Annotated in this window: 14 protein-coding genes and 3 pseudogenes; 7 read left to right on the top strand and 10 right to left on the bottom strand. The window is 63.1% G+C overall.

Annotation, left to right across the window (positions count from 1 at the left end; all coding sequences use genetic code 11):
- Positions 1 to 127: 127 nt before the first annotated feature.
- Together M1B34_RS07940 and M1B34_RS07935 are read left to right on the top strand one after the other, a co-directional pair.
- Positions 128 to 2,485 carry a fimbria/pilus outer membrane usher protein gene (locus M1B34_RS07940; RefSeq protein WP_268264811.1) on the top strand — a complete coding sequence of 786 codons (2,358 nt, stop codon included), beginning with the start codon at positions 128 to 130 and terminating at the stop codon, positions 2,483 to 2,485.
- Between the two features lie 81 nt (positions 2,486 to 2,566).
- The gene (locus tag M1B34_RS07935) at positions 2,567 to 3,508 is read left to right on the top strand and encodes a Csu type fimbrial protein (RefSeq protein ID WP_123335425.1); all 942 of its coding nucleotides are present in this window, start codon (positions 2,567 to 2,569) and stop codon (positions 3,506 to 3,508) included.
- 23 nt (positions 3,509 to 3,531) lie between these two features.
- Here the strand turns inward: M1B34_RS07935 and M1B34_RS07930 are convergent, their stop codons facing one another.
- Both M1B34_RS07930 and M1B34_RS07925 read right to left on the bottom strand, forming a co-directional pair.
- Positions 3,532 to 4,284 carry an anti-sigma factor family protein gene (locus tag M1B34_RS07930; RefSeq protein ID WP_268264810.1) on the bottom strand — a complete coding sequence of 251 codons (753 nt, stop codon included), beginning with the start codon at positions 4,282 to 4,284 and terminating at the stop codon, positions 3,532 to 3,534.
- Positions 4,281 to 4,787 (bottom strand): sigma-70 family RNA polymerase sigma factor, encoded by a 507-nt coding sequence (locus M1B34_RS07925; RefSeq protein WP_268264809.1) that lies wholly within the window; start codon positions 4,785 to 4,787, stop codon positions 4,281 to 4,283. The genes M1B34_RS07930 and M1B34_RS07925 overlap by 4 nt, the downstream gene beginning before the upstream one ends.
- Positions 4,788 to 4,954: 167 nt before the next feature.
- Between M1B34_RS07925 and M1B34_RS07920 the strand changes: the two genes are divergently transcribed.
- Complete coding sequence (locus M1B34_RS07920) at positions 4,955 to 6,037, top strand: catalase family peroxidase (protein ID WP_268264808.1); 1,083 nt, start codon at positions 4,955 to 4,957, stop codon at positions 6,035 to 6,037.
- A complete protein-coding gene (locus M1B34_RS07915; RefSeq protein ID WP_268264807.1) occupies positions 6,034 to 6,573 on the top strand; it encodes a cytochrome b in 540 nt (179 codons plus the stop codon). The genes M1B34_RS07920 and M1B34_RS07915 overlap by 4 nt, the downstream gene beginning before the upstream one ends.
- Positions 6,574 to 6,594: 21 nt before the next feature.
- Here the strand turns inward: M1B34_RS07915 and M1B34_RS07910 are convergent, their stop codons facing one another.
- Positions 6,595 to 7,812 carry an MFS transporter gene (locus M1B34_RS07910; protein ID WP_268264806.1) on the bottom strand — a complete coding sequence of 406 codons (1,218 nt, stop codon included), beginning with the start codon at positions 7,810 to 7,812 and terminating at the stop codon, positions 6,595 to 6,597.
- Between the two features lie 103 nt (positions 7,813 to 7,915).
- On the opposite strand from M1B34_RS07910, the gene M1B34_RS07905 reads away from it, so the two are divergent.
- The gene (locus M1B34_RS07905; RefSeq protein WP_268264805.1) at positions 7,916 to 8,362 is read left to right on the top strand and encodes a winged helix-turn-helix transcriptional regulator; all 447 of its coding nucleotides are present in this window, start codon (positions 7,916 to 7,918) and stop codon (positions 8,360 to 8,362) included.
- A gap of 41 nt (positions 8,363 to 8,403) precedes the next feature.
- On the opposite strand, the gene M1B34_RS07900 is transcribed toward M1B34_RS07905, so the two are convergent.
- Together M1B34_RS07900 and M1B34_RS07895 are read right to left on the bottom strand one after the other, a co-directional pair.
- The gene (locus M1B34_RS07900; RefSeq protein WP_268264804.1) at positions 8,404 to 9,555 is read right to left on the bottom strand and encodes a M14 family metallopeptidase; all 1,152 of its coding nucleotides are present in this window, start codon (positions 9,553 to 9,555) and stop codon (positions 8,404 to 8,406) included.
- 494 nt (positions 9,556 to 10,049) lie between these two features.
- Positions 10,050 to 10,397 (bottom strand): DUF6124 family protein, encoded by a 348-nt coding sequence (locus M1B34_RS07895; protein ID WP_123335441.1) that lies wholly within the window; start codon positions 10,395 to 10,397, stop codon positions 10,050 to 10,052.
- A 130-nt stretch (positions 10,398 to 10,527) separates the two neighbouring features.
- Between M1B34_RS07895 and M1B34_RS07890 the strand changes: the two genes are divergently transcribed.
- The gene (locus M1B34_RS07890) at positions 10,528 to 11,193 is read left to right on the top strand and encodes a LexA family protein (RefSeq protein ID WP_268264803.1); all 666 of its coding nucleotides are present in this window, start codon (positions 10,528 to 10,530) and stop codon (positions 11,191 to 11,193) included.
- A gap of 59 nt (positions 11,194 to 11,252) precedes the next feature.
- On the opposite strand, the pseudogene M1B34_RS07885 reads toward M1B34_RS07890, so the two are convergent.
- From M1B34_RS07885 to M1B34_RS07870, 4 genes and pseudogenes are all read right to left on the bottom strand, one after another.
- A pseudogene (locus M1B34_RS07885) lies at positions 11,253 to 13,198 on the bottom strand (acetyl/propionyl/methylcrotonyl-CoA carboxylase subunit alpha).
- Positions 13,198 to 14,012, bottom strand: a pseudogene (locus M1B34_RS07880) (gamma-carboxygeranoyl-CoA hydratase). The pseudogenes M1B34_RS07885 and M1B34_RS07880 overlap by 1 nt, the downstream one beginning before the upstream one ends.
- 17 nt (positions 14,013 to 14,029) lie before the next feature.
- Positions 14,030 to 15,632: pseudogene (locus M1B34_RS07875) on the bottom strand (carboxyl transferase domain-containing protein).
- 106 nt (positions 15,633 to 15,738) lie between these two features.
- Complete coding sequence (locus tag M1B34_RS07870; protein ID WP_123335451.1) at positions 15,739 to 16,902, bottom strand: isovaleryl-CoA dehydrogenase; 1,164 nt, start codon at positions 16,900 to 16,902, stop codon at positions 15,739 to 15,741.
- Positions 16,903 to 17,128: 226 nt separating this feature from the next.
- Here M1B34_RS07870 and M1B34_RS07865 point away from each other — a divergent pair, with 226 nt between their 5' ends.
- Positions 17,129 to 18,820 (top strand): AMP-binding protein, encoded by a 1,692-nt coding sequence (locus M1B34_RS07865; protein WP_268264802.1) that lies wholly within the window; start codon positions 17,129 to 17,131, stop codon positions 18,818 to 18,820.
- 726 nt (positions 18,821 to 19,546) lie between these two features.
- On the opposite strand, the gene M1B34_RS07860 is transcribed toward M1B34_RS07865, so the two are convergent.
- Positions 19,547 to 20,446 (bottom strand): hydroxymethylglutaryl-CoA lyase, encoded by a 900-nt coding sequence (locus tag M1B34_RS07860; RefSeq protein WP_268264801.1) that lies wholly within the window; start codon positions 20,444 to 20,446, stop codon positions 19,547 to 19,549.
- Positions 20,447 to 20,486 lie beyond the last annotated feature (40 nt).

The raw sequence follows: 20,486 nt of genomic DNA, 5'->3' as shown, positions 1-20,486 counted from the left end.
CGGGCTGATTGCCGCCGGTGGCGGCATCAACGCTAAGGCGCCTGTTTGGGAGTGACAAAGGCGGATGCGAGCGGGTTGACGCACGCGCCTTGGGATGGAGATGTCCATAGATGGACTTGGACCCGTCATGAGCCAGGATTCGGCTCGTCGTTTTCGGCACTTGCAAGGCCTGCTGGCCGGCCTGTGGGGCTTGCTGCTGGCCCAACCGCTCCAGGCTGGCGAATTGCCTCCACCGCCCAGCAGCCTGGAGTCGGTCGCCGATGCGCAGTTGTTTCTGGAGCTGGTGATCAATCAGATGAACACAGGACGGGTGGTGGCGGTGGAGCAGCGAGCGGGGCAGTTGTTCCTGCCGGTGCAGACCCTGCGCGACAGCGGCATGAAGCTTCCGGAAGGGCTGGGCGCCGAAGTCGGTCTGGACAACCTCCAGGGCCTGCACAGTGAGTACGACAGCCAGGGGCAGCGCCTGCTTTTGGAGGTGCCACCGGACTGGCTGCCGGAGCAGTTTATCGGCAACCGCCAGGCTTACCCGCGAACCCCGGCCCTCAGCAGTTTCGGGGCGTTGCTCAACTACGACCTGTACCTCAATGACACCGATAACGGTGGCACCTACCTGGCGGCCTGGAATGAGGTCCGGCTGTTCGACAGTTGGGGCACCTTATCCAACACCGGGCAGTACCGGCAGACCCTGTCCGGCATCGAGGGGGCTTCCCTGAACAATGGTTACCAGCGCTACGACACCACGTGGCGCTATTCCGACGACGAGCGCCTGCTGACCTACGAGGCCGGCGACCTGGTCAGCGGTGCCTTGCCCTGGAGCAGCTCGGTGCGCCTGGGCGGTGTGCAGCTGTCGCGGGATTTTGGCGTGCGCCCGGACCTGGTGACGTACCCCTTGCCGCAGTTTGCCGGGGAGGCGGCGGTGCCGTCCTCGGTGGACCTGTTTATCAATGGCTACAAGTCCAGTAGCGCCGAGTTGCAGCCAGGCCCCTACACCCTGACCAATATCCCTTTTATCAACGGCGCGGGGGAGGCCGTGGTCGTGACCACTGACGCTCTGGGGCGGCAGGTCTCGACCACGGTGCCGTTCTACGTCACCAGCACCTTGTTGCAGAAGGGCCTGACGGATTTTTCGGTGGCCGCTGGCAACTTGCGCCGCGACTACACCCTGCGGGATTTCGGTTATGGCCCGGGCGTGACCTCCGGCAGCCTGCGCTATGGCCTCAGCGACAACCTGACCCTGGAAGGCCACGCCGAAGCGTCGGACGCCCTGACCCTGGGCGGGCTGGGGGGCAACCTGCGGCTGGGCAACTTTGGCGTGCTCAATACGGCCTTCAGCCAGAGCCGCTTCGACGGCAGCAGTGGGCAGCAATTCAGCATTGGCTACCAGTACAGCAGCCAGCGCTACAGCGTGGCCTATCAGCGCATGCAGCGCCGCGATCAATACGCCGACCTGACGGTGGTCGACAGCGCCTACACCAGCCTCAGCCAGCGCAGTGAGCAACTGACCCTGAGCCTCAGCCTGGACAGTTACGGCAGCCTGGGCGCCGGTTATTTCGATGTGCGCGCCGCCGATTCGAGCCGCACCCGGCTGGTGAACCTGACCTGGAGCAAGCCGCTGTGGCACAACAGCAGCTTCTACCTGTCGGCTAACCGCCAAATCGGTGAAAGCCAGTGGGCCATGCAGGCGCAACTGGTGATCCCGTTCGATCTGCACGGCAGCCTGAGCCTGGGTAACGAACGCAGCAAGAGTGGGGAAAACCGCCAGCGGGTCAACTTCAGCCGGTCGGTGCCGATCGAGGGCGGGGTGGGCTACAACCTCGGTTACGCCACGGGCGACGGCGCTGATTATCACCAGGCCGACCTGACCTGGCGCTTGCAATCGGTGCGCCTGCAGGCCGGCGTCTACGGCACCCGCGACGCCGAGACCCGTTGGGCCGATGCCAGCGGTTCGCTGGTGTGGATGGACCGCCAAGTGTTCGCCGCCAACCGTATCGACGATGCCTTTGTGGTGGTCAGCACCGATGGTTACAAAGACATCCCTGTGCGCTACGAAAACCAATGGGTGGGCCAGACCGACAAGAACGGCCACTTGCTGGTGCCCTGGAGCAGCGCCTATTACCGGGGCAAATACGAAATCGACCCGCTCAACCTGCCGGCCAACGTGCGCAGCCCGAATGTCGAGCAGCGGGTGGCTGTGCGCCGTGGCAGCGGTTACCTGCTGGAATTTCCCCTGACCCGAGTGATCGCCGCCAGCGTGGTGCTGGTGGATGCCCAACAACGGGAGTTGCCCCTGGGCAGCACCGTCACCCATGAGCAGAGCGGGGTGCGCACGGTGGTCGGTTGGGACGGCTTGGTCTACCTGGAAAACCTGGCGGCGCACAACAGCCTGGTGGTGAGCCTGGGCGACGACCAGCAGTGCCGGGTGCAGTTCGACATGGACCTGGAACAGCAGCAGGTGCCGTTGATCGGCCCGCTGGTCTGCCAGTAGTCAGGGTTACACCACGTGCAAGGAGAGTGAAACGTGAACAGGTTCAAAGGATGGCGACACGCAGCGTTGGGGCTCTCGGCGATGGTCCTGGCGGCCGAGGCCCAGGCCTTGTGCACCACGGTGAGCACGACCTCGGCGAACTTCGGTACGGTCAGTTCGATGCTGGTGCGCAGCACTTCGCAACCAGCCTCCACCACCAATGCCGGGTTGAGCTGCACCGGTTCGCTGCTGAGCCTGCTGACCACCAACGACCACTTCTACGCCACCATCAGTTCCACCACCAGCGGCCTGGTCGGGCCCACCGGCGATGTGATCGGCTACACCCTGTACGCCAACAACAGCACCAGTTATCCGATTACCCGGGGCACCCCGTTCGACTTTGCGCGCAACTCGATCATCGACCTGCTGGGCCTGTTGGGCAGCAGCACGGTGGCCAAGACCATCCCCATCTATATGGGCTCGATTACCGGCAGCAATGTGGCGGCGGGGGTCTACACCGAGAACCTGAGCATCTTCTGGAACTGGAACTATTGCTCGGGGATCGGCGCCCTGGGGGTGTGCCTGGGACGGGACGTCAGCAGTGGCACTCAGAACCTTACGGTGAACATGACCGTGTCCAATGATTGTTTGATCACCGCGCCCAACATCAGTTTTGGCAGCGCCCCGGTGGTCAGCGCCTTTGCCACGGTCACCGGGCAGACTATCAGCCTCAACTGCACCAAGGGCAGCGCCTACACCGTGGGCCTGAGTGACGGCCAGAACCCGGTGAGTGTGGGCGGGCGCCGGCGCATGGTGGCCAGCGGCAATTACCTGGCCTACGACATCTTCAAGAGTGCCGGCACCACCCGCTGGGGCAGCGTCGGCAGTGCCCGTCGCGCCAGTAGCGACGCTGAAGTGTTCCCAGGCAATGGCTTGGGCAACGGCAGCCAGGTCTTCAACTACAACGCGCGGATCTACACCGACCAGGCCACGCCACCTGCGGGCACCTACTTGGATAACGTGGTGCTGGACGTGGGCTTCTAAGGCCCCGGCGAGGGCAGCCGGGTTCAGAACTTCAAGGTGCGCTGCAGCTTCTTGGCCACCGGCGAATCGGCCGGGCTGACCATCGCGTAGTTGTAGCCGCTGTCAGACCAGTAATCGGCCTGCAACTCGCCGTCCCGGCGGCTGCCCCGTGGCAGCAGGTTGTTCTGCGGGCCAGGCGGGCGGATATAGAAGCTGATTTTGTCGCCGCTGGGGCCTTCATACAGCACCATCGCCGCAGGCCCTTGTTCGGTACTCAGCAAGCGCCCGCTGACGGCTTTGAAGCCAGCCTCTTGCAGGTCCGGCAGGCGCTTGGCCTGGCTGAAATAGCGGTCGAGCCAGGCCTGCATGGCGTCGTCGTCCTGCACCTTGAGGTCGGCCGGAAGGATCTGCTGCTGGGCGAACAGGCGATAGGCCTGCAGGGCATCGGTCATGGGTGGCACGGCGCCGGCCTGGGTCAGCCCCCGGGCCTGCCAGCCGCTGAAACCACCCAGGCTGACGGCGAGCAGCAGCACCGCCGCGCTGGCCAGGTAGCGCCGGGATTGGCGTTGCCGGCGTTGGCGCAGCTGTGTGGGGTCCAGTTGTGGGTTGGTCGGCTGTTGCAAGGCCCCGGCCAGGGCCGCTCGCAGTTGCTGAGCGTCGCGTTGCCAGCCCTGGACCTGGGCGGCCAGTTCCGGGTGAGCGGCCAGGTAGGTGTCCAGCAGGCGTCGGTCGGCCTCGTCAAGTCGATGGTCGACGTAAGCATGCAGGTCGTGTTCGCTGGGGGGCAGGCTGATCATTTGAGTCTCCGCAAGGCGGGGCGGGTGATTTCGCCGTCGCTGAGTTGGCGCAAGGCTTGGCGGGCGCGGGACAGGCGTGACATCACCGTGCCGATGGGCACTTGGAGGATGTCGGCGACTTCCTGGTAGCTCAAGCCTTCCACCGAGACCCAGAGCAGCAGGGCGCGTTGTTCAGTGTTGAGTTGGTCGAAGGCGGCCAGGGTCGACTGGGCGATCACCGTGCGCTCCACTGAAGGCTGGGCGTCGTCGCGGCCGCGAAAAAACTCGAGCATGCGTGCGTAGCGCCGGGAGCGGCGGTGGGCATCGAGGAACTGGCGGTACAGGATGGCGAACAGCCAGGCCCGTAAATCCCCCGCCGGGCGTTTATCGCTCCAGCTCGACAACGCCCGCTCCAGGCAGGACTGGACCAGGTCGTCGGCGCTGCTGGCATTGCGGCTCAGGGACAGGGCAAAGCGCCTGAGCCTGGGGATCAGGGGGCGCAACTGTTCGTCGATTTCGTTCATGGCTGCCTGCAGGTTCGTGGCCAGTCTCTACGCTGGACTAGGAAGACGCCGGCGCATGCAGGTTATTCCAGCCCCCGGAAAATAAACACCGAGTGCCGGGAATAAAGCCGTTCGGGGTGCGTCTGACCGGTTCTTTCCACCTGCGGCCCATGGCCCTGGAGTTGTTCATGGTAGATCACTCATCACCGCCGGCGCGGCCGCCGCTCAGTGCCGCCAGTACTATGCTGCGCCTGGCCGGGATCGCCCTGGTGGTCGCGGCCGTGGTTGCGGCCATGGCCTATGTGCGCGGCAGTTTCGACCCGCAGCGGCTGACGCCCAAGGCGTTGGTGGATGTGCTGGAAAAGAACAACGGCGTGCACCCCGGGTTCCGCCGTAATCACGCCAAGGGCGTGTGCGTGGCGGGGTATTTCGAGAGCAGTGGCGAGGCCCGGGCCTATTCCCGGGCCCAGGTGTTCAGCGAGCCGCGCACCCCGGTGGTGGGTCGGTTTGCCTTGCCCAGCGGCAACCCCTATGCCCCGGACAGCAGCGTGCCGATTCGCAGCCTGGCGTTGCGCTTTCTCCAGGCCAATGGTCAGCAATGGCGCACCGGCATGAACAGCATGCCGGTATTCCCGGTGGGTACGCCCGAAGCCTTCTTCCAGCTGCAGCAGGCCAGTTCTCCCGACCCGGCTACCGGCAAGCCGAATCCGGCCAGTGTGCCGGCGTTCTTCGCGTCGCACCCTGAAGCCGCGCCGTTCCTGCAATGGGTCAAGGGCGCCAAGCCGTCGGCCAGTTATGCCACCGAAACCTATAACGGCATCAATGCCTTTTACCTGGTGAACACCGCAGGCCAGCGCCAGGCGGTGCGTTGGAGCGTGGTGCCCCAGGCGGTGGATGGGCTCGGTGCCAGCGCGCCGCCGGGGGCCGACTTTCTGGCCCAGGACCTGACCCAGCGCCTGGCCGTCGGGCCGCTGCGCTGGCAGTTGAACATCACCTTGGCCGAGTCGGGCGACCCCACCGATGACGCCAGCAAGGCCTGGCCCGCCGAGCGCAAGACGCTGAATGCCGGGACCCTGGTGCTGCAAAGCACCCAGCCCCAGGACAACGGTGCATGCCGGGACATCAACTACGACCCGCTGGTGCTGCCCAGCGGCATCGAAGGCTCCGACGACCCCTTGCTGGCCGCTCGTTCGGCGGCGTATGCCAGCTCTTATCTGCGTCGCACGAGTGAGGTCAGCCAATTGCCTGCCGCCCAGGAGTCCCGCCCATGAGCCCCCAACCGACATCTTTCGCCCCTTTGGCGCGGCTGCTGCATTGGCTGATGGCGCTGATGATCATCGCCATGCTGTTTATTGGCGCCGGTATGGTCACCTCGGTGTCTGAACGCCACGAGTGGCTGCTGCACCTGCACAAGCCTTTGGGGATTGCCATTCTGTTGCTGGTCATGGTGCGCCTGTTCGTGCGTTTCTCTACTCGGCAACCGCCGTTGCCCGCGGACTTGCCCGCTTGGCAGGTCCTCGCGGCCAAGGCGTCCCATGTGCTGCTGTACGCCTTGATGGTGATCTTGCCGTTGCTGGGCTGGGCGATGATCTCGGCGGCAGGGGACCCGGTGCTGCTCAGCGCCACCTTGCAGTTACCGTCGATTCTGCCGGCCAATGCCAAGGTCTTTGCCTGGCTGCGCCAGGCCCATGGTTATCTGGCGTACCTGTTGTTTTTGACGGTGCTCCTGCATTTGGCCGCGGCCTTGTTCCATGGCTGGGTACGACGCGACGGGGTCCTGAAGAGCATGCTCCATGGCAAGGATTGAGCGCGGCCGGCGCTTGCGGGGTTAATCGGCGGACAGCGGCGTGCGTCGCGGCGCCAGGCTCCACCACCAGTACAGCAGCGCGCTGATATTGATCAGTGCGCCCAAGGTGCAGACGCCTGTCCAGCCGGCCCGGGCATACACCATCGTGGCGGCAATCGAGCCGCCGGCGCTGCCCAGGGAATAGAACAGCATGTAGGCCGCCGCCAAGCGGCTCTGGGCCTCGGGGCGCACGCTGTAGATCAGGCTCTGGCTGGTGACGTGCACGGCCTGCAAGCCCAGGTCGAAGGTGATGACCCCCAGCAGCAGGGCCCACAACGAGGACGTGGTAAAGGCGATGGGCAGCCATGAGGCCAGCATCAGCGCCAGGGCCAGGCCGCTGGTCCACTGCGCCCAACCGCGATCCGCCAGGTGACCGGCACGGGCCGCCCCCAAGGCACCGGCGGCGCCGGCCAGGCCGAACAGGCCGATTTCAGTGTGGGACAACGACCATGGCGCTGCGCTGAGGGGCAGCACCAGTGGGGTCCACAACACGGTGCCGGCAGCAAAGATCAGCATCGCCAGCACGGCCCGGTCGCGCAGCACCTTCTCTTGCCGAAACAATCCCCACAACGAACCAATCAACGGCCCATAACCACCCACCACGGGCGCTGGACGGTGATCGGGCAGGACCCGCCACAGCGCCAGAGCCATCAGTAAGGTCAGCCCGGCGGACAGCAGGTACACCGAGCGCCAGCCGCCCAAGTCGGCCATGGTCCCGGCCACGGTGCGGGCCAGGAGAATACCCATGACGATGCCGCTGGTGACGGTGCCGACCACCTTGCCCCGTTCGCCCGGCGCGGCCAGGTTGGCCGCGTGCGCCACCAGCACCTGGGTGACCACCGCCAGCAGGCCGGTGCCGGCCATGCCCAGCAGCAACCCGGTCGCGCTGGGTGCCAGGGCCACCACCAACAAGGCCAGCACCGACAACAGCATTTGCGCCACGATCAGGCGCCGCCGATTGAGCAGGTCGCCCAGGGGCACCAATAACAACAGGCCCAGGCCGTAGCCGACCTGAGTCAGGGTCACCACCAGGCCAATGGTCGAACGGGGCATGCCCAGGCTCTGCGCCATGGCGTCGAGCAGGGGTTGGGCGTAATACACATTGGCTACGGCCAGCCCGCAGGCCATGGCGAACAGCAACACCTGCACGGTCGGCAGGGTGCTGGTGGGGCTGGCAAGGGCAGGGGATTGAGAGGGCATCGAAGGCTCCGGATTTCTGGTTGCTTTATGAAACCAGTTGTACGGTAGTGAGGCTGGTTTTATATTGCAACCACTTTCCCTGTTGTCATCAGCGAGCCCCTTCATGGTCAAGCGCACAAGCCTGCAAGGCGCCGAATGCCCGGTCGCCCGTTCACTGGATGCCATTGGCGACTGGTGGTCGCTGTTGATCATTCGCGATGCATTCGATGGGATTTGCCGTTTTGGCGAGTTCCAGCGCAACCTGGGGATGGCCAAGAACATCCTTGCGGCGCGTTTGCGCACCTTGGTGGCCCACGGGATTTTCCAGGTGGTGCCGGCCTCCGATGGCAGTGCCTATCAGGAGTACGTGCTGACGGAGAAGGGCCAGGGCCTGTTCCACTTGATCATCGGCTTGCGCCAGTGGGGCGAACGGTTTTTCTACGAGGAGGGCGAGGCCCATTCACGGGTGGTCGATCGTGAACGCGGGCAGCCGGTGCAGCCCCTGGAGTTGCGCTCGGCGGACGGGCGCCTGCTGGGGCCGCAAGACTGTCAGCGAGTGGCCCCGGAGTAGCGCCCGACTGCGGGTGGCGAGCCCGCAGCCGCTGGCGCAGGTCAGCGCAGGGTGGTGACGATGTCGGCCAGGGTGCTCAGCACATCCTTGCCCAGTTGCATGGAGCGTTTGCCGGACCAGCCCGTGCTCGGGTTGGGGTGGTCGTCGTGATCCTTGAAAGGCATTTCCAGGGTCAGGGACAGGCAGTCGTAGCGTTGTCCGACGCTGTTGCAGGCCAGCGTCATGTTGGCGGCGCCCGGGTTGTCGCGGGGGTAGCCGTGCACGGTCTGGAAATCCCGGGTCTGGCGCTTCAAGTGGCTACGAAAGTGCTCCTCGAGTTGTTCGATCCGGGGCGTATAGCTGGGGTTGCCTTCGCTGCCGGCGGTGAACACGTGGGGGATTTCTTCATCGCCATGGACGTCGAGGAACAAGTCCACGCCGTACTTTTCCATCTGTTGCTGGACGAACAGCACTTCCGGGCTGAGTTCGGCGCTGGCGTTCTGCCAGGCGCGATTGAGGTCCTGGCCCATGGCGTTGGTGCGCAAATGCCCGTGGAAGGCACCGTCCGGATTCATATTGGGCACCAGGTATAGGTCGGCACTGGCCAGGAGCTTTTCCATCTCCGGGTCGTCCTGGCGTTGCAGGCGTTCGATCACGCCCTCCATGAACCACTCGGCCATGTGCTCGCCGGGATGTTGCTGGGCGATGATCCAGATGGCACGCCGACCTTCGCCACCGCTGCCTTTGCGCAGTAGCTGGATGTCCCGGCCTTCGACGCTTTTGCCACAGGCCAGCAACTCGGCACCGGCCTTGTTCAGCGCCTGCTCGATCAACCAGTCATGACGCCCGCGGCTGTAGGGTTCGAAGTAGGCGAACCAGGCGTGAGTCTGGCTGGCTTCCAGATTGAAGCGCAGGGCATCGCCTTCGAAGATCGTCGGCACGCGAAACCAGTTCACGTGGTCGTAAGAGGCCACGGCTTGATAGCCGGTCCAGGCTTTGTTGTAGGAGGATTGGCTGGCGTTGCTCAGGCGGAACCAGTGTTCCTGGCCCACATGCAGGCCACTGGCCTTGAAGTGGAACCACTGGAAGTGCGGGCTGCGGGTGTCGGGCCTGATGGCCAGCAAGGCTTGTAGCGGGTTGCTGATGTCCAGTACGTCGATATTGCCGCTGTCGAAGTCGGCAGTGATGTGCAGGCTATTTTGGGTCACGGTCATCATTCCTGGATTAGGGTGATTGTGACCGTCAACTCTACACACAAGGCAGGGTAATAGAAGGGGGGCGTCGTCCTTGACGCGAAAGCAGCTTAGAGGCTATGCGATTGATTCTCAAGTGCTGCTTTTGAATTCTTGGGCTTTGGCGACGGGCGTTCTCTTGCAATACGACACTCTTTTGCTATCATCGCCGCCACCAAATTCAGCTGTACCCAGACTTCATTAGCCTGAAGCCAAGCCAGAAAACTGGCAAAAAAAAAAGACCCGGCAAAAAGCCGGGTCAAAAACCGTGATTAGCCTGATGAGGAGATAATCCAAGAGTCCGACCTAAGGTCCCTTGGGTTATCAACTGATCTCGCGACCAGTTGCTTGCAATAATAATCATTATCATTTGCAAGTCAAATGTTTTTCCCCGCCTTTCGGAAATTTATTTTCCATTCCCCGTTTTCATTGCCTCAATTTCAGTCGGCCGACTTTGTTCTGCGGTGTCCGGCTTTTCAGCTCGATTCAAAACGCTGGCTCTCCAGGGACTTGTCCACCAGGGCTTTGGCCAGGTCGACCATGTGCATCACCGAGAGCGCCAGATCGCGAGACGTTCCCCGCAGATTATCGGCGGCGCTATAGGCCGTGGCGGCCGCGCAGCGCAGCAGATCGGAAGCCTGGATCATCGCTTCCTCGTGGCTGACGCTGTGCCTGATCTCGAAGAGCCTGTTGTCCTTGCCCTGTTCGGTCATCGCCGGTTTCAAGTAATAGTCCATCGCCCGACGTGCTGCCTGGCTGCCTTTGAGGGCGCTGAGCTGGCCGTCGTTTTCCAGTTCCGGCACGTCTTTGCTGCTGGTATTCATCTCGTCTTCTCCCTTGTTGAGATCAGGATGGAGGGCCGATCGATGGTAATACTTATTGTAATTGTGACGAGATTTCAAATACTACAAGTTGTGTGTTGAGGGTGGAAATACACAACGTATTGTTCCGTCCATGGATAAATGGATCGAGTTGGTCAAGACCAACATGAAAGGCCGCAAGGTCACGCAGGAACAACTCGCAGAGCGTCTGGGCATGTCCCAAGGCGGCATCGGTCATTGGCTGAGCAAACGTCGGCAGCCGAAAATCGAAGACATGAACCGGGTTCTGGATGCGATCGGCATGGGCTTTCTCGAGGTCGCCCTGGTGATCCGCGAGAAGTCGCTGGTGGGCGATGACGGTGAGCCCGGGGCGCAAGACCTGGCGCCCGTGCACAAATACAATCCCTACTTCCGCTACCCGGTCAGCGACTGGCGCGCCGCCAGTGAAGTGCGCGAGGCCGAGCAGGCGGCCTACGTTCACGAGCGCTATGAGCTCTCGGACTATCAGGCCCAGGGCGCGGCGTTCTGGCTGGTGGTCGTGGGGGACGCAATGATCGCCCCCAGTGGCGTCAGCATCGGCCAGGACATGTTGATCCTGGTGGACCCGGCCGTGGCGGCCGAGCCTGGAAAGTTGGTGGTGGTGCAGTGCCCCGGCAGCGCCGAGGCGATTTTCCGCAAGTGGGTGCAGGAAGGCGAGCAGCATTACCTGGTGCCGCTGAACCCCACGTACCCCAAGATGCTCTACAGCGATGAGTGTCGAATCATTGGTGTGGTCGTACAGGCCACCGCGAAGTTCTAACCGCTGGAGCAGGACCGTTCCTATCCTTGATGGGGACGGTCCTGCTCTTTCAGGTGCCGTTATTCCAGCTCGACCAGAGCACTTCCCTCACTGACCATTTCGCCTTCCTGGCAATACAACGCCTTGACCACACCCGCCTGTGGCGCACGAATGCTGTGCTCCATTTTCATGGCTTCAAGCACCACCAACTGGGTGCCGGCTTCGACCTGTTGGCCGGCGGCCACGAGGATGCGCACGATGCTGCCATTCATTGGCGCGGTGAGGCCGCCTTGCTGGCTGTGGCTGGCCTCCACGGCTGCGATGGGGTCGTAAGCGCTGATGCTGCGCATCTCCCCCTGCCAGTGCAGATAGAGGGTGTCGCCCCGGCGGATTGCTCGCTGCCGGCGCCGTACGCCCGGATGTGCTTCCCCTTGTACCGCTTCATGCCGTTGGGTCTGCGCCTCTGCGTGGCTGAAGCTGACGGCCTGATCCTGGCCATCACAGCTCAGGTGCAGCACGGTTTGTGGGGCCAAGCCGATGCGCAAGCCTTGGGTGCTGGCCCAGGGCGAGTGCCGGTCGTCGTCGCGTGCCGATGACGGCAGGCTGTGCACGAAGGCCTGGGCGGCGGCTTGCCAGAAGCCCGGGTCAAGTTCGCTGGGCGGTGGCAGCAATTGCTCTTGGTAGCGCGGGATAAATCCGGTGTCCAATTCGGCGGCGGCGAAGGCCGGGTGGCCGACGATGCGCCGCAGGAATGCCAGGTTGGTCTTCAACCCGCCAATGGCAAACTCATCGAGCATGGCCAGCAGGCGCAGGCGTGCCTGCTCGCGGTTCTCGCCCCAGGCAATCAGTTTGCCGAGCATCGGGTCGTAGAAGGGCGAGACGCTGTCACCTTCCTCGACGCCGCTGTCGACCCGCCGCCCGGGCCGGGTGCTGACTCTTGATACAGGTCCAGGCGCCCGGTGGCCGGGAGGAAGTCATTGCTGGGGTCTTCCGCGTAGAGTCGCACCTCAATCGCATGCCCGCGCAGTGGCACCTGGTCCTGAGTGATCGGCAACGGCTCGCCTTGGGCCACGCGAATCTGCCAGGCCACCAGGTCCAGGCCAGTGATGGCTTCGGTGACCGGGTGTTCCACCTGCAAGCGGGTGTTCATTTCCATAAAGAAGAATTCGCCACGGGAATCCAGGAGGAATTCCACGGTGCCCGCGCCGACATAGCCGATGGCCTGCGCCGCCCGCACCGCGGCTTCGCCCATGGCCCGGCGTTGTTCGGCGCTGAGGCCGGGGGCCGGTGCTTCTTCGACGACTTTCTGATGGCGCCGCTGGATCGAGCAATCCCGTTCATTGAGGTACAGGCAGTGGCCGTGCTGATCGGCGAACACCTGGATTTCCACGTGCCGGGGCTTGAGCACGTATTTCTCCACCAGCATCCGCGCATCGCCAAACGACGATTGTGCTTCCCGCTGTGCCGAGGCCAAGGCTTCGGCCAGTTGGCTGACGTCCTCGACCACTTTCATGCCCTTGCCGCCACCGCCGGCAGTGGCTTTGAGCAGCACCGGGTAGCCGATGCGTTCTGCGGCCAGGCGGAAGGTGTCCAGGTCCTGGGCTTCGCCGTGGTAGCCCGGTACCAGCGGCACTCCGGCGGCCTCCATCAAGGCCTTGGCCGCCGATTTGCTGCCCATGGCGTCGATGGCGGAGGCGGGTGGGCCGAGGAAAATCAACCCGGCGGCTTCAATCGCTCGGGCAAAACCGGCGTTTTCCGACAGGAAGCCGTAGCCCGGGTGAATCGCCTGGGCGCCGCTGGCCTGGGCGGCGGCGATGAGTTTGTCGATCTGCAAATAGCTGTCGGCGGCTTTGCTGCCACCCAGGTCGACGCGGATATCGGCTTCGCGGCTGTGGCGAGCATCACGGTCAGTGGCGCTGTGCACCGCGACGGTGGTCAGGCCCATGGCCTTGGCGGTGCGCATTACCCGGCAGGCGATTTCGCCGCGGTTGGCCACCAGTAGGGTGTCGAGGACGGGGGCGCTCATCAATGCGACTCCTGAGTGTTCCGAGTGGGCTGCCAGCTGGGCGGACGTTTTTGCAGGAAGGCGCGCAGCCCTTCCTGGCCTTCCGCGCTGACCCGAATACGTGCAATGGCGTTTTCGCAATAGCGGCGCAGGGCAGGGGTCAGTTCGCCGTTGCCCACTTCCCGCAGCAGGTCCTTGCTGGCGCGCATGGCCTGGGGGCTGTTGAGCAGCAGGTTGGCGATCCACTGCTCGACCTGAACCTCCAGCTCGACGGCCGGGTAGCTTTCGGCCAACAGCCCGATGTCCCGGGCGCGTTGGCCGGCAAAACGCTCGGCGGTCAGGGCATAGCGCCGGGCCGCGCGCTCGCCGATGGCTTGCACAACGAAGGGGCTGATCACCGCCGGGGCCAGGCCGATGCGCACTTCCGACAGGCAGAATTGCGCGTCATCGGCACCAATCGCCATGTCACAGCAACTAATCAGACCCAGAGCACCGCCAAAGGCCGCGCCCTGTACGACCGCCAAAGTAGGAATCTTCAGCTTGGCCAGGTTGTACATGAGTTCCGCCAGTTCCCGGGCGTCGTCCAGGTTGGTGGCGTAGTCCAGTTCGGCCGATTGTTGCATCCAGGCCAGGTCGGCCCCGGCACTGAAGTGTTTGCCGCGGCGCGCAGCAGCAGGAAACGCAGGCTCGGGTCGGCCTGCACCTGGTCCAGGGCGATGATCAATTCACGGATCATCTCGGCATTGAAGGCATTGTTCTTCTGCTCGCGGCTCAGCCACAGGGTGGCGAAGCCGCGAGGGTCAGTCAGCAATTCCAGGGTATTGAAGTCGCTCATCTTGTTCTGGCTCCGGGTCACATGCGGAACACGCCGAAGCGGCTCTGTTCGATGGGGGCGTTGAGGGCGGCGGACAGGGCCAGGGCCAATACGTCGCGGGTTTGCGCCGGGTCGATGACACCGTCGTCCCAGAGTCGCGCACTGGAGTAATAAGGGTGGCCCTGGTGTTCGTACTGATCGAGGATCGGCTGCTTGATCTCGGCCTCTTGCGCGGCACTGAAACCCTGGCCGCTGCGTTCGGCCTGCTCGCGCTTGACCTGTACCAGCACCCCGGCGGCCTGTTCGGCACCCATCACGCCAATCCGTGCGTTGGGCCACATCCACAAAAAGCGCGGGTCGTACGCCCGGCCACACATGCCGTAGTTACCGGCACCGAAGCTGCCGCCGATGATCACGGTGAATTTCGGCACCTTGGCGCAGGCCACCGCGGTCACCAGCTTGGCCCCGTGTTTGGCGATGCCGCCGGCTTCGTATTTTTGTCCGACCATAAAGCCGGTGATGTTCTGCAAAAACAGCAGGGGAATCCCGCGTTGGCAGGCCAGCTCTATAAAGTGCGCGCCTTTTTGCGCGGCTTCGGCGAACAGGATGCCGTTGTTGGCCAGGATGGCGATCGGATAACCGTGCAAGTGGGCGAAGCCGCACACCAGCGTGGTGCCGAACAGCGCCTTGAACTCATCGAACACCGAGCCGTCCACCAGGCGCGCAATGACTTCACGGACATCGAACGGCTGTTTGGCGTCTGCCGGGATCACCCCATACAGCTCGTCGCCGGCATATCGCGGGGCGATTGGCGTGCGCTGCTGCAATTGCCCCTGCTTGTGCCAGTTGAGGTTGGCCACGCTGCGCCGGGCCAGGGCCAGGGCATGTTCGTCGCTGTCCGCGTAATGGTCGGCGACCCCGGAAATCTTGCAGTGCACGTCGCACCGCCCAGGTCCTCGGCGCTGACCACCTCGCCGGTGGCGGCTTTTACCAGGGGCGGGCCGGCGAGGAAGATAGTGGCCTGTTCGCGAACCATGATCGCTTCATCGGCCATGGCCGGCACATAGGCACGCCGGCGGTGCAGGAGCCCATGACCACGGCGATCTGCGGGATGCCCTGGGCGCTCATGTTGGCCTGGTTGAAGAAGATCCGCCCGAAGTGCTCGCGGTCGGGGAACACTTCATCCTGGCGCGGCAGGTTGGCGCCGCCGGAGTCCACCAGGTAGATGCAGGGCAGGCGGTTTTGCTGGGCGATGGTCTGGGCCCGCAGGTGTTTTTTCACCGTCAGCGGGTAATAGGAACCGCCTTTCACCGTGGCATCGTTGGCCACGATCATGCATTCGACGCCTTCCACCCGGCCGATGCCGGCAATCACTCCGGCGGCAGGCACGTCTTCGCCGTAGACCTCATAGGCCGCCAGTTGGCTGAGTTCGAGGAAGGGGGAACCCGGGTCGAGCAGGCGGTTGATGCGTTCACGCGGCAGCAGTTTGCCCCGCGAGGTGTGCCGTTCCTGGGCCTTGGCGCCACCGCCTTGCTGGACTTGGGCGAGCAGGCTGCGCAGGGCGTCGACCTGGGTCAGCATGCTGGCAGCGTTCTGCGCGAACTCGGGTGATTTCGGATTGAGCTGAGACTTCAGAATCATAGGAGGGCCTACGGCAGCTTCAAGCGACAGGCTTCAAGCTGCAAGAGTAAGTCGATGTTAAGGCAGCCATGGCTTGCCGCTTGAGGCGTGTCGCTCGCAGCCGCTCTTACTTCGTCTCATTGAACAGTTCGCGACCGATGAGCATGCGGCGGATCTCGCTGGTGCCGGCACCGATTTCGTAGAGTTTGGCGTCGCGCAGCAGGCGCCCGGCGGGGAATTCATTGATGTAGCCGTTACCGCCAAGAATCTGGATCGCGTCCAGGGCCATCTGGGTCGCGCGCTCGGCGCTGTAGAGAATCACCCCGGCAGCGTCCTTGCGGGTGGTCTCGCCACGCTCGCAGGCCTGGGCCACCGCATACAGGTAGGCGCGGCTGGCGTTGAGCTGGGTGTACATGTCGGCGACCTTGCCCTGGATCAGCTGGAATTCGCCGATGCTCTGGCCGAATTGTTTGCGGTCGTGGATATAAGGCACCACGACATCCATGCAGGCTTGCATGATCCCGGTGGGGCCGCCGGAGAGCACCACGCGCTCGTAATCCAGGCCACTCATCAGCACTTTCACGCCGCCGTTGAGCACCCCGAGGATGTTCTCTTCCGGCACTTCAACGTCATCGAAGAACAGTTCGCAGGTGTTGGAGCCGCGCATGCCCAGCTTGTCGAACTTGTTGCTGCGGCTGAAGCCCTTCCAGTCGCGTTCGACGATAAAGGCGGTGATGCCGTGGGCGCCCTTTTCCAGGTCGGTCTTGGCGTAGATCACGTAGGTGTTGGCATCGGGGCCGTTGGTGATCCAGGTCTTGCTGCCGTTGAGGACGTAGCGGTCGCCGCGCTTGTCGGCGCGCAGTTTCATCGACACCACGTCGGAGCCGGCGTTGGGTTCGCTCATGGCCAAGGCGCCGACGTGCTCGCCGCTGATCAGCTTGGGCAGGTATTTGCTTTTTTGTTCATGGTTGCCGTTGCGGTTGATCTGGTTCACGCAGAGGTTGGAGTGGGCGCCGTAGGAGAGGGCGACCGAGGCCGAGGCGCGGCTGATTTCTTCCATGGCCACCACGTGGGCCAGGTAACCCAGGCCGGCACCGCCGTATTCTTCTGCCACGGTGATGCCCAACAGGCCCATGTCGCCGAACTTGCGCCACATGTCGGCGGGGAACAGGTTGTCGATGTCGATCTGCGCCGCCCGCGGCGCCAGTTCGGCTTTGACGAAGGCCTGGACCTGATCGCGAAGCATGTCGATGGTTTCGCCGAGGGCAAAGTTCAGGGTCGGATAGCTCATGGAGGGCACCTGCAAACTTGTTGTTATTAAGGGGGAAAGCACGGAGAACCGGGCTGGTTGGTTCTCACCTTTACGTTAACGTAAACCTGCGATGAATGGCTGTCAATGACCCTTTACGTAAACGTCAACTTGCGCCAGAGTAGCAGCGTTTTCGATTGGAGCCGGCCTCCCTCGCAACCCGCACCGCGCTCCTGCATACCCACTAATAAAGACAATAGGGGTCGTCATGGAACAACCAGGTTCTCAACCGGGCCGCAGCTACAGTCGCGGCGCCCAGGACAAAGCCTTGCTGGCCCTGACCATTGGTCAGGCCTTCGATCGCACCGTCGCTCAGTACCCCCTCGGCGAGGCCCTGGTGGTTCGCCATCAGCAGCTGCGTTACACCTGGCAGCAGTTGGCCGAGGCCGTCGAGTTGCATGCCAGGGCGCTGCTGGCCCTGGGGCTGCAGACCGGTGATCGCCTCGGCATCTGGGCGCCCAACTGCGCCCAGTGGTGCATCAGCCAGTTCGCCAGCGCCAAGATCGGGGTGATCCTGGTGAACATCAATCCGGCCTATCGCAGCGCCGAACTGGAGTACGTGCTCAAGCAGTCGGGCTGCCAGTGGCTGGTCTGTGCCGGTGCGTTCAAGACCTCTGATTACCATGCGATGTTGCAGGGCCTGGTGCCCGAACTGGCCGAACAATCCATCGGCCAATTGCACAGCGCCCGGCTGCCGGAACTGCGCGGGGTCATCAGCCTGGATGCCCAGCCGCCTTCGGGTTTCCTGCCCTGGTCGCAACTGGCCGCGCTGGGTGCGAGCGTCATGCCACAAGCGTTGCAGGCCCGGCAGGACAGCCTGGACTTCGACCAGGCGGTGAACATCCAGTACACCTCGGGCACCACGGGCTTTCCCAAGGGCGCCACCCTCAGTCACTACAACATTCTCAACAACGGTTACATGGTGGGCGAGAGCCTGGGGCTGAGTGCCAGCGACCGTCTGGTGATTCCGGTGCCGCTGTACCACTGCTTCGGCATGGTCATGGGCAACCTCGGTTGCGTTACCCACGGCACTACCATGATTTACCCGGGCGACGCCTTTGACCCGTTGTCGGCCCTGACAGCCGTGGCCGAGGAAAAGGCCACGGGCCTGTATGGCGTGCCCACCATGTTTATCGCCATGCTCGATCAGCCTCGGCGCCACGAGTTCGACCTGTCGAGCCTGCGCACCGGGATCATGGCCGGCGCCACGTGCCCCATCGAAGTGATGCGCCGGGTGATCAGCGAGATGCACATGAGTGAGGTGCAGATTGCCTACGGCATGACTGAAACCAGCCCGGTGTCGTTGCAGACCGGCCCGGCGGACGAGTTGGAACTGCGGGTGACCACCGTGGGCCGTACCCAGCCGCAACTGGAGAGCAAGATCATCGATGAGGCCGGCAATGTGGTGCCACGTGGCACCATCGGCGAACTCTGTACCCGGGGTTACAGCGTGATGCTGGGCTACTGGAACAACCCCCAAGGCACCGCCGAGGCCATCGACTCGGCCGGCTGGATGCACACCGGCGACCTGGCGACCATGAACGAGCAGGGTTACGTGTGCATTGCCGGGCGTAACAAAGACATGATCATTCGTGGGGGCGAGAATATTTATCCGCGGGAACTGGAGGAATTTTTCTTCACCCATCCGGCGGTGGCCGATGTGCAGGTGATTGGCATTCCGTGCTCGCGTTATGGCGAGGAGATCGTCGCCTGGATCAAGTTTCACCCGGGTCACAGTGCCTCCGAGCAAGAGCTGCAAGCCTGGTGCAAGGAGCGCATCGCGCACTTCAAGACGCCGCGTTATTTCAAGTTCGTGGAAGACTTCCCCATGACCGTGACCGGCAAAATCCAGAAGTTTCGTATGCGAGAAATCAGCATCGAAGAGCTGAAGCATCCCTGAATCACATCCTCGGCCTACGTCGGCGCAAGGCCAGAGGGCTGATCGCCGGCAAGCCGGCTCCTGCGGGAGGGCGCTGAACCCACCTGTGTAGGCGCTGGCTTGCCAGCGATGACAATCCCCCGCATCGACGCAAGGCTTAGGGGGCATTCACAGAAGCGGGGAATAAACGAGGAATCGCAGAAAGCACAAAGGGGAGCCGAAGCTCCCCTTTAATTTTGTCGTTGCGTGCTCTTTTTTATTATTGAGGGGCGGTCTGTTGTTGTTTTTGGCAACCGTGGCCCTTTACCGCTGTTTTTGGCGACCCCCATCCGGGGTCAAGAGCAAACGTATTTTTTTGAGCGCTGATCTGCTTTCTCGACTAAGCGATCCAACCAGTTCGGGAGCTATCTGAAGGTAGTTTTATTGTTCTCTGCCCGGTTGCGGGTGACTCTGAGAGCACCCTGAAAAGCACACCTTCTCCAAAAAAATCTGTTAGCTGCGTCTCTGCCGTGTTGTTTTTGTTATGTCAGAGTCGTTACGTCTTATTTTTATTAGCTTTGCTGCTTTTTATTCTTGTTATGCCATAGAGATAGCAGAAGCCGTGCCAACTTTTTAAAGTCCTTTAAAATCAATAACTTGGTATTTTTGCTTGTCGACTGTTCCACTGGAAAATCGACAAACTGTTTCCGTGTTACTCGTTTTTGCTACGCGGCGACGGGGAGCGGTAACACCCGTCGCGCACAGGGCTCAGCCGGCGTTACGGGCCTTGGCCACGCGGGAGCCGGTGGGGCGGCCCAATACGTTGCAGATTTGCTGGCCGGCCAAGAGCAACTGATCCAGGTCGACCCCGGTTTCGATGCCCAAGCCGTTGAGCAGGTAGAGCACGTCTTCCGTGGCGACGTTACCGCTGGCGCCCTTGGCGTAAGGGCAACCGCCGAGGCCGGCAATCGAGCTGTCGAACACCGCGATACCTTCCAGCAGGCTGGCGTACACGTTGGCCATGGCCTGGCCGTAGGTGTCATGGAAGTGCCCGGCGAGCTTGTCCCTTGGCACCTGTGCGCCCACCACCTCGAACATCTTGCGGGTGGCGCCGGCGGTGCCCGTACCGATGGTGTCGCCCAGGGACACTTCATAGCAGCCCATGGCATACAGCTCGCGGGCCACCAGGGCCACTTGTTCCGGCGCTACGTCGCCCTCGTAGGGGCAGCCCAGCACGCAAGAAACGTAACCGCGCACGCTGACGCCATGCTGTTTGGCGGCGTCCATGATGGGGGCAAAGCGCGCCAGGCTCTCGCTGATGGAGCAGTTGATATTGCGCTGGGAGAAGGATTCAGAGGCCGCAGCGAACACCGCCACTTCCTTGACCCCAGCCGCCAGCGCGTCTTCAAAGCCGCGCAGGTTGGGGGCCAGAGCGCCGTAGACCACGCCCGGCTTGCGCTGGATGCGGGCAAACACCTCGGCCGAGCCGGCCATCTGCGGTACCCATTTGGGCGAGACGAAGCTGCCCACCTCTATATAGCCAAGGCCGGCAGCGCTCAGGGCGTCCACCAGTTGCACCTTGTCGTCGACGCTGATGGGTTGGGCTTCGTTCTGCAGGCCGTCGCGGGGGCCGACTTCGATCAGGCGTACGTGGGTTGGCAGTGACATGGCGGGTACCTGTGCGGATGCAAGGCGAGCAGGGGAGCTC

The organism is Pseudomonas morbosilactucae, from assembly GCF_023241715.1.
Classification (GTDB): Bacteria; Pseudomonadota; Gammaproteobacteria; order Pseudomonadales; family Pseudomonadaceae; genus Aquipseudomonas; species Aquipseudomonas morbosilactucae.
This window is presented reverse-complemented; position numbering and strand designations above follow the sequence as displayed.